14 protein-coding genes are annotated in these 13,111 nt (G+C 66.9%); 4 read left to right on the top strand and 10 right to left on the bottom strand.

Annotated features, from left to right (window positions below):
- Positions 1-17 precede the first annotated feature (17 nt).
- From AC5Y47_RS10230 to AC5Y47_RS10220, 3 genes are all read right to left on the bottom strand, one after another.
- Positions 18-578 carry an FcoT family thioesterase gene (locus AC5Y47_RS10230; RefSeq protein ID WP_499943837.1) on the bottom strand — a complete coding sequence of 187 codons (561 nt, stop codon included), beginning with the start codon at positions 576-578 and terminating at the stop codon, positions 18-20.
- A complete protein-coding gene (scoE, locus tag AC5Y47_RS10225) occupies positions 575-1,444 on the bottom strand; it encodes a (3R)-3-[(carboxymethyl)amino]fatty acid oxygenase/decarboxylase (protein ID WP_499943836.1) in 870 nt (289 codons plus the stop codon). The genes AC5Y47_RS10230 and scoE overlap by 4 nt, the downstream gene beginning before the upstream one ends.
- A 184-nt stretch (positions 1,445-1,628) precedes the next feature.
- A complete protein-coding gene (locus tag AC5Y47_RS10220) occupies positions 1,629-3,020 on the bottom strand; it encodes a PPE domain-containing protein (RefSeq protein ID WP_499943835.1) in 1,392 nt (463 codons plus the stop codon).
- Positions 3,021-3,117: 97 nt separating this feature from the next.
- Between AC5Y47_RS10220 and AC5Y47_RS10215 the strand changes: the two genes are divergently transcribed.
- The gene (locus tag AC5Y47_RS10215; protein WP_499943834.1) at positions 3,118-3,927 is read left to right on the top strand and encodes a class I SAM-dependent methyltransferase; all 810 of its coding nucleotides are present in this window, start codon (positions 3,118-3,120) and stop codon (positions 3,925-3,927) included.
- A 63-nt stretch (positions 3,928-3,990) separates the two neighbouring features.
- On the top strand, positions 3,991-4,692 hold the full coding sequence (locus tag AC5Y47_RS10210) for a zf-HC2 domain-containing protein (RefSeq protein ID WP_499943833.1): 702 nt from the start codon (positions 3,991-3,993) through the stop codon (positions 4,690-4,692).
- Between the two features lie 19 nt (positions 4,693-4,711).
- Here AC5Y47_RS10210 and AC5Y47_RS10205 read toward each other — a convergent pair whose 3' ends face one another.
- Positions 4,712-6,949: a heavy metal translocating P-type ATPase gene (locus AC5Y47_RS10205; protein WP_499943832.1), complete on the bottom strand. Its 2,238-nt coding sequence runs from the start codon at positions 6,947-6,949 to the stop codon at positions 4,712-4,714.
- Positions 6,950-7,055: 106 nt separating this feature from the next.
- On the opposite strand from AC5Y47_RS10205, the gene sigC reads away from it, so the two are divergent.
- Positions 7,056-7,622: an RNA polymerase sigma factor SigC gene (gene sigC / locus AC5Y47_RS10200; RefSeq protein WP_499943831.1), complete on the top strand. Its 567-nt coding sequence runs from the start codon at positions 7,056-7,058 to the stop codon at positions 7,620-7,622.
- A 1-nt stretch (position 7,623) separates the two neighbouring features.
- On the opposite strand, the gene AC5Y47_RS10195 is transcribed toward sigC, so the two are convergent.
- The 5 genes from AC5Y47_RS10195 to AC5Y47_RS10175 all read right to left on the bottom strand — a co-directional run bounded on the left by AC5Y47_RS10195 (position 7,624) and on the right by AC5Y47_RS10175 (position 11,565).
- Positions 7,624-8,430: an SDR family NAD(P)-dependent oxidoreductase gene (locus tag AC5Y47_RS10195; protein ID WP_499943830.1), complete on the bottom strand. Its 807-nt coding sequence runs from the start codon at positions 8,428-8,430 to the stop codon at positions 7,624-7,626.
- A 335-nt stretch (positions 8,431-8,765) separates the two neighbouring features.
- Positions 8,766-9,233, bottom strand: a complete 468-nt coding sequence (locus AC5Y47_RS10190; protein WP_499943829.1) for a winged helix-turn-helix transcriptional regulator — start codon at positions 9,231-9,233, stop codon at positions 8,766-8,768.
- 24 nt (positions 9,234-9,257) lie between these two features.
- Positions 9,258-9,752: a PaaI family thioesterase gene (locus AC5Y47_RS10185; protein WP_499943916.1), complete on the bottom strand. Its 495-nt coding sequence runs from the start codon at positions 9,750-9,752 to the stop codon at positions 9,258-9,260.
- A gap of 67 nt (positions 9,753-9,819) precedes the next feature.
- Entirely contained in the window at positions 9,820-10,596 is a 777-nt protein-coding gene (locus AC5Y47_RS10180) for a DUF2127 domain-containing protein (RefSeq protein WP_499943828.1), read from the bottom strand.
- A gap of 108 nt (positions 10,597-10,704) precedes the next feature.
- Complete coding sequence (locus tag AC5Y47_RS10175; protein ID WP_499943915.1) at positions 10,705-11,565, bottom strand: helix-turn-helix domain-containing protein; 861 nt, start codon at positions 11,563-11,565, stop codon at positions 10,705-10,707.
- 93 nt (positions 11,566-11,658) lie between these two features.
- On the opposite strand from AC5Y47_RS10175, the gene AC5Y47_RS10170 reads away from it, so the two are divergent.
- Positions 11,659-12,477 (top strand): SDR family NAD(P)-dependent oxidoreductase, encoded by an 819-nt coding sequence (locus AC5Y47_RS10170; RefSeq protein WP_499943827.1) that lies wholly within the window; start codon positions 11,659-11,661, stop codon positions 12,475-12,477.
- Here the strand turns inward: AC5Y47_RS10170 and AC5Y47_RS10165 are convergent.
- Complete coding sequence (locus AC5Y47_RS10165; RefSeq protein WP_499943826.1) at positions 12,466-13,074, bottom strand: class I SAM-dependent methyltransferase; 609 nt, start codon at positions 13,072-13,074, stop codon at positions 12,466-12,468. The genes AC5Y47_RS10170 and AC5Y47_RS10165 overlap by 12 nt on opposite strands.
- Between the last annotated feature and the right edge of the window lie 37 nt (positions 13,075-13,111).

The raw sequence follows: 13,111 nt of genomic DNA, 5'->3' as shown, positions 1-13,111 counted from the left end.
GTGCTCTCCTGCCGGACTTACGGAATGTTGAGTGCGGCCAGCTCGACCTCAGCGGTCGCAGCACCGCCGAACTCGTCCCAGAACTCGATGGTGCAGGGGACCGACAGATAGCGCATCGACCGTTCCATGACCTTGAAATTCTGGCACAGCAAGCGTGCGGAGAACTTCTGCGCGTGGATGATCCTCTTGAACCGCGACGAGGTGTTCTTGATCAGCATGCTGGGCAACTGCAGGTCGAAATAGTCGGCGATCGACCAGCCTCGCAGCACCGGGATCTCCTCGTTGAGAATGGCCGGCGCGAAAGCGCTGTAGGCGAGTTGGTTGAAGCAGATGATGAGTTCGACGGCATTGAAATGCCCGGTGCTGCGAATGTAGGCGGGGTCGCTGATACTGAAGTTCCCGTATGCGAGGACCGAATCGGCGGTCGCCTTGTAACTCGCGTCCTTCAAATAGCGGCAGCCCTTGTAGGCATAGGGTTCCAGGACCCGAGCGAGCAGGTGCTCTTCGATCGGCGCGGTGTCGCCGATGTCGGTGAATTCAACCGGTTGGGTGTACGGAGATAACGTGATGGTAGTCATACTGCATATCCTGGTGTGATAAGGCCGTCCAACATGGTCAGCCGGTGGGTGGTCAAATGGCCGGCGGCGGTACCGTGCTTTGCACGGTGCATGAGAACACGGTTGTCCCACAAAATGATGTCGCCGACCTCGTAGTGCTGGGTGTGAATGAAAGGCGATTTGTATTCGGTGTCGAGTTGACCGGTCGCCTCCATTAGTTCTTGCAATATCGCCGGGTCGAGGACATTCCCCTCTGTGTCCTCGATCTTGGTGGTCCCTGTCGCGCAGATGTAGAGAATCTCCTGCCCGGTGTGCGGGTGCCTGATCACCGTCGGCCACTTGATCGGCGGCGTGGTCCGGTTAATCTCGTCCCACACTTCCCCGATGGGCTTGTAGACATCGCTGGGACGAATCTTGATGTGGCGCCGTGGATCATGAGTGCTGAATGTGCCGCGCACCGGGTCCTGCTTGGCGGCCGGCAACGACTCCCAGACCCGGTTCAGGTCGATGAAGTAGGTGCCGCGGTCGTGTCCGGGCACCGTGAGCGGGAGCACCATCGAGAAGGCGAACGGCTCCGGCATGAACATGTAGTCGATGTGCCAGAAAGCGCCGGTTTTCGGTACTCCTTGACCCTGCTCGGTGGACGAAACGAAGATCTCGTGATGGTCTTTGTGATGGTAGACCGGCTCGTAATAGGGCACGATTTCTCCCACCAGCCGACCGAGCTGAATGAACTGCTCCGGAGTCGGGTGCACATCTTTGAGAACGACGAGCTTGTGCGTGTAGACGATCTCTCGCAGTTCTTCGGTGGTGAGGTGTTCCAAATTCGAGGGATCGAGTCCGGTGACCTGTGCACCGAGTCCCTCGCCTTTGACGTTGAGCGTCATTTGGTTTCCTTTGTCGATTGTCGAACAGAACGTTGTGTTTCGGTTTCCTCAGCCAGCGGGAATCGACCTCCTGGATAACGTTCGAGTGATTTCACTTCCGCCCCCATTGGCTTCCGATGAAAAATGAGACTGCCATCGATCACTCCGAGGATTCTCAAGAGATTCTTGGCGGATTCTTGGAGCATCAGCGCCGCCCCGGCGCGGTGTGAGCGTCATCGGGCCACGTCGCTGGAAGCAACGGCACCGCTACGCCCTCGCCCATCTGCCCGACCAGTCCGGACGGGACGCTCGCAGCGGTCGGTACGGTGCCGGCGAAGCCGAGTGGGCCGGACCCGTGCCCGCTGGCGGTGTAGGACGGTTCCGTGTCGCTGGCGGCGGGTATTGGCCCGTCCATGGTGGCGTCGAGGAATTCGTCCCGGTAACCGCGCACACCGGTGCTGGCCCGTCGTTGCCGACGGTCCCGGAGGCGGGCCGGAGTCGCCCGCGCCGCCGCCGCGGCGTCGATCCCGTCAGCCACGGTGTCCGGCGACTTCGCGCCGACCTTCGGCCCTGAGCTGACCCCCGGCGGCGCGAAACCCATGACGGCGTAACCGATTCCGGGCGCCGAAGCGGTGCCGACGGATGGCGCCGGGGCGGACGCGGCGGGCGCGGGACTGGCCACCTGCGCTCCCATACCGGTAACGATCGAGGGGACCGGCGCCACCGCGACAGGAATCTCCGAGACACCCCGATGGGCCTCGCCGGCCACCACGGGGACCGGAAGCAGTCCCACCGACGGCCAGCCATTCAGCAACTGCCACAACACATTCAACGCGCTCAGCGCACTGAGAGCCGGTGTGAAGAACGGAAGCAGCAACAGCGCATACGAGGCGTAGTACGGGTACCAGAGGATGTCGTACAACAGCAGCGCGATCACGGCCAGTACGACGGTGGTCGCGGGACTGAATCCGAGTTGCTGGAAGAACTGCAGAAAGTACGCGTACGGGTCGGCAATGAGTTCGGTCAGTTCCGTGAAGATCTGGGTGATCGAACCGGCCACGTCCGAAGAGCTCTCAGCGGTATGGATGGGTGGCGCCGGCTGGGTGACGGGCATGGCGGCCGTCGCCGCCTCGGTCGTCACCTGATAGGCCGCCATCGTCTCGGCAGCCTGAATCCACATCCGGGTGTAGTCGGCCTCGTTGAGGGCGATGGGAATGGTGTTGATGCCGAAGAAGTTGGTGGCCACCAGGACCCCGTGGACGACGTGGTTGGCGGCCAGCTCCGGCAAGGTCGGCATCGCGGCGAGTGCGCTGGTGTATGCGGCCGCCGCCGTCTCGTGCTGAGCGGCGGAGACGGTGCTGTCGACCGCGACCTGCTCCAGCCAGGCCAGGTAGGGGCCGTGCGCCGTCACGTACTTCTCGGCGCTGCTGCCCTGCCAGCTACCGGACTGGACGTCGGCGAGCAGCAGGCTCAGCTCGGCGGCCGCGTCGCGGTAGTGGATGCCGAGCTCGTGCCATTGCGCTGCGGCGGCGAGCAGCGGTCCCGGTCCCTGCCCGGCGCTCAACAGGGCCGAATGCACCTCCGGAGGCATTGCCATCCATATCGGCCCGGTCAGGCTTCACCTCCTTGCATGCGCGTCGGTGGTGTAGTCGTGCGGAGCGGCCCCAAAGTTCCCGATCAGTACAGTCAGATTCATGTCAGTCGTCGACGGCCGCCACCTGACCGGGGTTTCGGAGACCGCGCTGATCACACTGCATCAGCGAGCCACCGAGGCGGCGCGGCCGGACGGCATCATCGACGATCCGATGGCCGTCACCCTGCGTGACAGCATCGACTACGACTACCAGCACTTCGGCCGCACTCACCAAGCCACGGCGTTGCGCGCGCTGGCATTCGACAACGCCACTCGGGAATTCCTGTCCCGGCATCCGCGGGCGACCGTCGTCGCCCTGGCCGAAGGGCTGCAGACCAGTTTCTGGCGGGTCGACAACGGTGACCTCAGCTGGATTTCGGTGGACCTGGAGCCGATCGTGCAGCTGCGCCGGCAGCTACTGCCCGCGTCGGACCGGTTGCGCTACTGCGCCCAGTCCGCACTCGACTACTCCTGGATGGACCGGGTCGACGACAGCGAGGGCGTGCTGATCACCGCCGAGGGTTTGCTGCAGTACCTCAACCGCACAACGGTGTTCGAGCTGATCGCGGCGTGTGCGCAACGCTTTCCCGGCGGCCAGCTGGTGTTCGACAGCATTCCGCGGCTGCTGAGTGTGTACTCGCGCCGCCGCGGGTTCCGGCTGAGTAAGTTCTACACGGCGCCGCCGATGCCGTTCTGGTTCACCGCCAACCAATATGCCGAGCTGCTCGCCATTCCCGGCGTCCGCGCGGTGCGCGAGTTGCCCGCCCCACCGGGGCGCGGCAGGTTCCTGCGGTCCGTGGTCCCGCTGGCGTACCGGATCTCTGCGCTGCGCCGGCTGCGGGCTCCGACGACGCTCGTCGAATTCGGCTGACCGCTGCACAGAAAAGTCTGCCGGAGCGGGAATTATTCGCGCGTACTGCGCGACTATAAGGGCATGGACTGCGAGGTGGCCCGGGAAGCCTTGTCGGCTCGGCTCGACGGTGAGCGCGAGCCGGTGCCCACGGCGCGTGTCGACGAGCACCTCGGTGGGTGTGCCCCGTGCCGGACGTGGTTCGAGCAGGCGGGCGAACAGGCCGAGTTGCTACGACGGCTGGTCCAGTCCCGTCCGGTGATCACGCCGCTCGGGCCGTTCGGCCTCGACCGGCCACCACGGCCGGGGCGGGCCGGATTGTCTTGGCGGCGTTGGGCTTTGCTGTCGGTCGGTGCGACGCAGCTGGTGCTGGCGGGTGCACAGGGGTTGGGCCTGAGCGTCGGATTCACCCACGATCACAGCGGCCCGGGCAACCATCTCCTGCACGAGTCGACGTCGTGGTCGCTCGCGCTGGCCGTGACGATGCTGGGCGCCGCGCTCTGGCCGCGCGCCGCGGCCGGACTCGCGACGGTGCTGACCGCCTTTGCCGCGGTGCTCAGCGTCTACGTCATGGTGGACGCGGTGTCCGGGACCGTCACGATCATGCGGATACTGACGCACGTTCCAGTGCTCGTCGGCGCTGTACTGGCCATCCTGGTGTGGCGGCGCGACGACCCGGCACCGGTACCCTCAGCATCCGCGTCGGAGCCCGAGATCGTGTTGCCGCAGAACGCATCTCGTGGTCGGCGCCGCGGCCATCTGTGGCCGACCGACGGGGCCGCGTAGCCGCAGCGCGCCCTGGGCCCTAGTCCCGCACCGCGCCGAAGTTGCGCAGCCGCAAGCTGTTCGACACGACGAAGAACGACGAGAACGCCATGGCGGCGCCGGCTATCAGCGGGTTGAGCAGTCCGGCGGCGGCGATCGGAATCGCGGCGATGTTGTAGCCGAATGCCCAGATCATGTTGACCCTGATCGTGCGCATGGTGGCTGCGGCCAGGTCCAGCGCCAGCGGCACGACTTCGAGGTCGTCCCGGACCAGGATGACGTCGGCGGCGCCGATCGCGACGTCGGTGCCCCGACCCATCGCCATACCCAGGTCCGCGCAGGCCAGCGCCGGTCCGTCGTTGATGCCGTCGCCGACCATGGCGACGACGTGGCCGCGCTCACGCAGCTGCTCGATGACGTCGACCTTCCCTTCGGGCAGGATGTCGGCGATCACCTCGTCCACCCCGACGCGGGCGGCCACCGCGCCCGCGGATGCAGGGTTGTCGCCGGTCAACAGCACGGTTCGGATGCCGCGCTGGTGCAGCGCGGCGACCGCGTCGGCCGCCGAGTCCTTCACCGCGTCACCCACCGCGATGACGCCGCACGGGTGGCCGTCCACCTCGACGAATACCGCTGTCTCACCGCGTGATTCGGCGTTGCGCCGGGCCGCGAGCAGTACCGGCTCCTGGTCGGCGGCGGCGATCCAGGACGGTTTGCCGATTCGCACGGTCCGGCCGCTGACGCTGCCGCTGACCCCCCGGCCGGGTACGGCACGGAAGTCGGCGACGGGTTCGCGCTGCGCTGCGGCGGCGGCGATCGCCAGTCCCACCGCGTGCTCGGATCCGGCTTCCACCGTCGCGGCCAGTTCGAGGACCTCGTCGGCATCCCAGCCGGGCGCGACGGTCACCGCGCCGACCGTCAGGTGCCCCGTCGTCAACGTGCCGGTCTTGTCGAACACCACCGTTTCGACGGCGCGGCTGGCCTCCAACGACTGGTAACCCTTGAGGAAGATGCCGAGTTGGGCGCCACGCCCGGACGCGACCATCATCGCCGTCGGGGTGGCCAGACCCAGCGCGCAGGGGCAGGCGATGACGAGCACGGCCAGGGTGGCCGAGAAAGCCTGGTCCGGCTGCCCGCCGGCGAGCAGCCATCCCGCGGCAGTCAATGCCGCGATGACGAAGACGCACGGGACGAACACCGAGGCGATCCGGTCGGCGAGTCGCTGCGCGTCGGCCTTCTGTGCCTGCGCCTGCTCGACCAGCCGGACCATGCCGGCGAACTGGGTGTCGGCGCCCACCGCGGCGGCCTCGACGATCAGCCGTCCGTCGAGCACGATCGTGCCGCCGATCACCTGCGATCCCGGACGCGCCCGCACGGGTTTGGCTTCGCCCGTCATCGCGCTGAGGTCGACCGCGGCGGATCCCTCGACGACGAGTCCGTCGGCGGCGATCGTCTGACCGGGGCGTACCACGAAGCGCTGCTGCTCCTGCAATTCGTCCGCCGGAATGACCGCTTCGGACCCGTCGAGCTGCAGGACAGCGACATCCTTGGCACTCAGCGCCGCGAGCGCGCGCAGCGCACTTCCCGCCCTCGACTTGGCGCGGGCCTCGAAATAGCGGCCCGCCAGGACGAAGACCGTGACGCCCGCGGCCACCTCGAAGTAGATGGCGTCGCTGCCCAACAGGGCCTGCCACACGCCCCGGCGCTCGGTGGTCTGGTGCTCACCGAAAACGGTGTAGAACGACCAGATCGTGGCGGCGGTGATACCGACGGAGATCAACGTCTCCATCGACGCCCCGCCGTGCATCGCGTTGCGCAGCGCGACCCGGTGGAATGGCCACGCCGCCCAGGCCACCACCGGCAGAGCCAGCACAGTGAGCACCCACTGCCAGCCGGTGAAGCGGGTGCCCGGCATCACGGCGAACAACACCGACAGGTGCGCCAGCGGCACGAAGAACACGGCGGCGACGGCAAACCGGGTGAACAGGTACCGCGCCCGGTCGGCATCGGGATCGGCATCCAGGTCGCCGCCTCGGCGCAGCTCGGCGTCGTAACCGGCACCACGTACCGCCGCGCACAGCTCGTCGGCCGTGACGTCCCCGCTGGCCTCGACAGTCGCGACGCGGGTGGCGAAATTGACCGAGGCCCGCACACCCGGCAGCTTGTTGAGCGTCGACTTGACCCGGTGCGCGCAGGCCATGCAGGACATCCCGGTGATATCGAGCTGCACCACCTCGGCGCGTTCGGAAGATGCGTCGGTCGTGGTCGTCGTGGTCATCGCGGTTCCTCACCTCCTGTCAAACCGTCCGATACAGATCAGTCGTCGCGACCGGCTGATTAGTTCCCGACGTATCGACCGCAGTTATGGCCTATCCTCGACATCCGTGGCGACAGGCGGCGACGATGACCAAATTACCCACCTCGCCAAATGCGCCGGTCGGGGTGACCGGGCGGCATTGTCGCAATTCATCCAGGCCACCCAGCGCGATGTGTGGCGGATGGTGGCCTATCTCGCCGGCCCGGCCAGCGCCGACGACCTGACCCAGGAGACGTTCCTGCGGGCGATCGGTGCGCTGCCGCGTTTCGCCGGCCGGTCCACCGCCCGCACCTGGTTGCTCTCGATCGCCCGTCGCGTGGTCGTCGATCAGATCCGGCACGACACGAGCCGGCCCCGGACCGCCCACGTGGCCGACCTCGACGAAGCGCTCGCCGCCAACCCTGCACCGGGTCCGCGTGGCAACCGGATCGAGAACATGGTGGAAGTCCGGATGTTGATCGACGGGTTGGATCCGAAGCGCCGCGAGGCCCTGGTCCTCACCCAGATCCTCGGTCTGTCCTACGACGAAGCCGCAGAAGTCGCCGGATGCCCGGTCGGCACCGTCCGCTCCCGGGTGGCGCGCGCCCGCGACGACCTGCTGCGGGCGGCCAACGAGAGCGACCGCGCCGGATAGCTCAATTGCGTTTCAGTGCAGGATGACTGCGGGTGAGCAGCGGCAGCATCCATTCCGGGGGCGCGACCCGGAACAACGCCGAGGCCGCCCGGTTGACCAGTCCCGGGACGACTACAGCCTTGCCGGCCGCCAGCCCGTCGATGCCGGCCTGCGCCACCTTGTCGGCGGGAATCCACATGACCTTGGGTAACGCCGCGTCGGCTTCTTCTTTGGAGAACCCGGCCGCCTCGCCGAATCCGGTGTCCACCGGTCCCGGACACAGCGCGGTGACCGACACCCCCGTTCCGCCCAACTCCCCGCGCAGCGAGTGGGTGTAGGACAGCACGAATGCCTTGGCCGCGCCGTAGGCCGCCTGACCCGGCAGCGGGCCGAATGCGGCCACCGATGCCACGTTGAGGATGGCGCCCCGCCGGCGCTCGACCATTCCGGGCAGGAACCTGCTGGTCAGGTCCACGACCGCGGCTACGTCGACCTCGACCAGGTTGAGCTCCTTCGCCGGGTCGGACTTCGCGACGACGCCCGTCGTGGACAGTCCGGCGTTGTTGACCAGGATGTCCGGGGTCAGACCCAACGCGACGACGCGATCGAGCAGGCTCGCGCGGTCATTGCGGTCGGACAGGTCCGCCGGCAGCGGGTGCGCCTGCGCGCCGAGCCGGCCGGCGATCTCCTCGAGGCGATCGACGCTGCGCGCCACCAACACGACCTGATAGCCGCGCTGTGCGAGTATCCGCGCGACTTGCTCGCCGATGCCCGACGATGCACCGGTGACGACGGCGGCGCCGTCCTTTCCTGCAGGTGGGAGTGCCATCAGCTGACCGTACCCGGGCCGCTGTCCAGGCCCAAAGAGGTCAGCAGCGTTCGGCGCCCGGTTGCATCAGGCGGAAGCCGCGCGTCTTGCTTCTCGATACGGCGTGCCAGGCAAGGCAGGCGCGCGCCCGGATCGGCGCGACGAAGTCGAAGCCCGGGGGGCTCAGCTTCCCGTGGTGGAGTGCTGTCATGGCGTCGGTCCTGTCGTCGGTTGGTCAAATTGCAGCCCGTCCGCTTTACACACTCCCCGCACTGCGGTTAAGAACGGGCGAAGCGGCCCTGTGGAGTCCGGCACAATCGCCACGTGCCTGCCGCTCTTGTCACAGCGGTGAACCGTCAGCGCTTCGCAATCCGTACGGCCGCATCGGTCAGCGAAACGTCGTGCCCCGCCGTACATCGAACGCGGGGGACGACCGCGGCGCCGCATCCGTCGTGGACGAGTTCCATGGCGCCGGCTTCACCCTGCAGGGACCTGCCGAATTCGATCAGGCTGATCAGCACCGGGAACAGTTCGCGGCCCCGCTCGGTGAGCACGTACTCGTAGCGGGTGCGCTGCCCGGGTTCCTGGTACGGCCGCTTTTCCAGCAGTCCGGCATCGACGAGTTGCCGGAGCCGTTTGGCGGCGATCTGTTCGGTCACTCCGGCGCGGCGGGCCAGTTCGTCGAAACGCCTTCCGCCGAAGAATGTTTCACGCAGCAAGACCATGGCCGAGTGGGTGCCGATGAACTGCAGCGCATATTCCATCGGGCACCAATCGGCCACCGTCCAGCGGTCCCGGTCAGCCAGCCCACCCGACAGCTTCACCTGACTCCGATCTCGTTGCGGCGGTTAGGGATTGAGAATCAGGCAATTGCTGGTCGCGGACGCCAACAACTTGCCGGTGCCACTGGTCAGCACGGCTTCGGCCAGCGCGGTGCGCCGGCCCAGATGGGTCACCGTGCCGGTGCACCGGACCGGCCCGGTGTCGACGCTGATCGCACCGATGAACCGCACCGACAGGTCGAGGCTGGTGTAGGCGACCCCGGCCGGCAGCATGCTGTGGACTGCGCACGCGGCAGCCGAATCGAGCAGGGTGCAGTACATGCCGCCATGGACGGAGCCGATCGGGTTGTAGTGGAACTCGGCCGGCGTCATGGTGAAGACCGCCGTGCCTTTCGAAACCGATTCCAGTCGAGCGCCGATGGTGCTCATCACCGGTGGCGGCGGTATCTCGCCGGTGGCCATGGCCTGCAAGAACTCCAGACCACCGCGGCCGCGGGCGGCAGCTGCGGCGACCATCGGATCTGCCCATTCGACGGTGCGGGTTCTGGTATCGCAGGCCATTTCGCTCACGCGCTTCATCGTCGCCCCCTGACTTAACTCTAGTCAAGTCAGGGGCGTGTCGCCTCGGTCACACCTCGGCCGTCATGGCCGCCCTTTCCAGGTCGAGCAACTGCTCGCCGTGCAGTTCCTCGTCGTAGGCTCGGCGTCCGCCGCGCAGCCCGAACAGTCGTTTGGAGACGAGCAGGTACACCACCGCCGCCAGGTTGATGGCCAGCGTCACCACCCGGGTCATCGTGATGCCTTTGAGCAGGTCATGGATCTCCAGCGGCAAAAACAGCGACGTGGCCACCACCGCCAGGTACTCCCCCCAGCGTTTCAGCAGCCACAAGCCGACGCCTTCGACAATTTGCAGCACCGCGTAGGCGCCGAGCATGCAGGTGATCAACGCCAGCGTGGACGGTTTCGCGGCCAGTGCCTTCTCCAGTTCTTGGACGGCGGTCATCTGGTCGACCTTGAATCCGGCTGCACGGAAGATCGGCAGGTCCCGGTCCAGGGTGGCCTGGATGGCACCGCGGGAACCGCGGAAGGTCCACACCGCCCACGCTGCGAGTGCCAACACCACCGCCCGCAGCAGGCGCTCGACAGCCAGCGCGCGGATGATGATGGCCTGCCGCAACGCCTTGCCCCTGGTTATCAGCGGCGCATCTTCGGGACGTCCGCGCCCGTGCGGCTCCCCCAGGGCGAAGTCACCGCATCGTAGGCAGCGCCACGCCTCCCCGAGTTCGGTGGTGGCACTGAGCCTTTCGGCCAATGCCTCGTCGTCGGGCGCGTAGGTGGCATGGCCGGTGAGCGCGCAGGTGACCAGTTCCCACCGGTTTACCGTACGGTTCTCCTTTTTGGCCACGTGCGCTCCTTCGGCACCGATCGCGGCCGAATCGACGCCGCGGATGCGCCGATCATTCAATGTCGGAAGCAAACCACGCAAGGGGAACGCGCGTATCGGGCGCCATGCCTACAGTTGCGACACCAACTCGGCTTCCTGCACCAACCGGCCACCTATCGACCGGATCTGGCGAGCCGTGATGGCGCTGAGCGGATGGACCGCGAGGATCAGTGCGACCTGTCGTCGGGGACCGAACACCGGGGCGGCGATGGTGGCCACCGGTTGCGGTGCCCGGCCGTCCTCGAAAAGCGCTCCGCTGGCAGTGAATTCGACGAGCAGCTGATCAAGGATCTCGCGGACCGTAACCGGCATCTCGTCGTTGTGCAGCCTGCCCACCAACTGCGCGGCCCGCGCCAACGCGGGCGTGGTGCAGTCGACGTCGAACCCACGGTCGCGGGTGCGCGCCAGCACCAATCGCAGGCGCTGCACGCGTTCGGCATCGTTGCCTGCTCCGCGGCGGATCCAGTCGCGCTGACCCTCGGCGGTGTCCCAGGCGGCAAAGGCGACGCCGAACGGCGGTGCGTATGGGATACGGTCGCCGGGCAGTCCCGAGGGTTCGGTGGCACCGTCTCCCTCGAACGCGGTGATCACCAGCGAGTCCTCGAACCGCTCGACCACCGAGCCGGCGAAGCCCACCTCGCGGGACACCCGCAGCGCCGCCGCGCGGGCGTGATGGGCGAGTGGCCGGGCGATGTCGGCACGGGCGGCCACCACCGCCAACGCCGGACCCAGCGTGAACGTCCTGTCCATCGGGTCGCGGCTTACCCACCCCCGGTCGCAGAGCGTCTTGAGAATGGCGTGCGCGGTCGCCTGGGTGAGATCGAGTTCGCGGACGACGTCGGAGAAACGCAATTGCCGGTCGGTCGAGCGGGCGAGCAGTTCGACCACGTCGAGTACCCGCGCGGTCGGGGCAGAAGTGGATCCGCGAATGGCTTGACTCCCTCGGACCGGTCTTCTTAGAGTTGGATCACTATTTCGAGAGTGTATCTCGTCTATTTGAGAAATCGCCGGAGCGGGGCGCATGTGACATTCGCAGCGAAGTACGGCCCGTGGGCACTGGTCGCGGGGGCATCCGACGGCGTGGGCGCCGCGTTCGCCAAAGGCCTGGCCGAGCGCGGAGTCAACGTCGTGCTGCTGGCGCGCCGGCAGGCCGTGCTGGATCAGGTTGCCGCCGATATCAATTCGAGGACATCGGTTCAAACCCGCACCCTCGCAGTGGATCTCGCGCAACCACACGCGTCGAGCACCATCGTCGAGGCGGTTGGTGACCTCGACATCGGATTCCTGGTGTACTGCGCCGGTGCCGACCCCGATTTCCAGCCGTTCCTGACCAATCCACTCGCCGCCGCCGAGGCGATGGTGCAGCGCAACTGCGTGGTGCCGATGCAGTTGTGCCACCATTTCGCTGCGCAGATGGTGGCACGGGGACGCGGTGGGATCGTCATCTTCGGCTCGGGCGCCGGATTCGCCGGGGGCCCGAACATGGTGGCCTACGGTGCATCCAAGGCTTTCGGCATGGTCTTCGCCGAAGCGTTGTGGGCCGAACTCCACGACAAAGGTATCGATGTCCTGGGGCTGATCTTGGGCAAGACCAACACGCCCGCCTTGCGTGAACTCGAATACAGCCGCGGTCAGATCGCCTCGCCCGACGACGTCCCGCCGGGTGCGGCCAGCGTCGAGGACGTCATTGCCGAGGCGTTCGAGAACCTGACCAACGGGCCGACCTGGATCGTCGGCGACGACATGCGGGCCGCAATGCAGATGCTGGGTTCGCTCCCGCGCAATCAGGCCGTCGAGCTCATCTCACAGGCCAGTGCAGCGGCGATGGGCTCAGACGGCTGACGGTTGGATCGGCGCGCGCCAGGTGATCAGGACCCGGCCGTAGCGCAGGCGCCGGATGCGGGCATCGGGCAGTACCGCGCCCAGATGGGTCCGCAGTTGCGAAAAAGTGTCGGGCGGCGGCCATTTGATGGGAGCACTGTGCTCCCACTTACCTTTGACGCGATTGACCACGGCGCATGCCAACCCACTGCTGAGATGCCACAACCCCTGTCGCAGTGACGGTTTGACGAAGGTGACGACGGTCAGGGTGCCGCCAGGCAGCACCAGTCCGGCGAACCGGGCCAGCGCCGCCCGGGTGTCCTCGATATGGTGCAGAGCCGCATTGGACACCACCGCGTCGAACCGGGACAGGTCCACGGTCATCACGTCACCGTGCGTCCAACGAACCCGGGCATCGGCAAAGCGAGATTGGGCACGCCGCAGGACGGGCGCGTCGATGTCGATCGCGGTGACCTCGGGAAACCGCTCGGCCAAGCGGGCGGCCAGGAAACCGTCGCCGCAACCTACGTCGAGAATCTGCCGGGCATCGACGGGGACGGTGGATTCGACCAGTCCGTCGTAGTGGATATTGATATTCCACGGTTGTTCGGCCGACACCCCGTCCAACCTAGCCGCGGACATCCTATTCTTCGGT

The sequence above is a fragment of the Mycobacterium sp. NGS22 genome (assembly GCF_059813095.1).
Note: the sequence above shows the minus strand (reverse complement) of the source record. Positions and strands in the feature narration are given on the sequence as shown.

Excerpts from the sequence above, each read along its gene's own strand:
- AC5Y47_RS10230 (WP_499943837.1), bottom strand. The coding sequence starts at position 578 with ATGACTACCATCACGTTATCTCCGTACACCCAACCGGTTGAATTCACC.
- scoE (WP_499943836.1), bottom strand. The coding sequence starts at position 1,444 with ATGACGCTCAACGTCAAAGGCGAGGGACTCGGTGCACAGGTCACCGGA.
- AC5Y47_RS10220 (WP_499943835.1), bottom strand. The coding sequence starts at position 3,020 with ATGGCAATGCCTCCGGAGGTGCATTCGGCCCTGTTGAGCGCCGGGCAG.
- AC5Y47_RS10215 (WP_499943834.1), top strand. The coding sequence starts at position 3,118 with ATGTCAGTCGTCGACGGCCGCCACCTGACCGGGGTTTCGGAGACCGCG.
- AC5Y47_RS10210 (WP_499943833.1), top strand. The coding sequence starts at position 3,991 with ATGGACTGCGAGGTGGCCCGGGAAGCCTTGTCGGCTCGGCTCGACGGT.
- AC5Y47_RS10205 (WP_499943832.1), bottom strand. The coding sequence starts at position 6,949 with ATGACCACGACGACCACGACCGACGCATCTTCCGAACGCGCCGAGGTG.
- AC5Y47_RS10195 (WP_499943830.1), bottom strand. The coding sequence starts at position 8,430 with ATGGCACTCCCACCTGCAGGAAAGGACGGCGCCGCCGTCGTCACCGGT.
- AC5Y47_RS10185 (WP_499943916.1), bottom strand. The coding sequence starts at position 9,752 with ATGGCCTGCGATACCAGAACCCGCACCGTCGAATGGGCAGATCCGATG.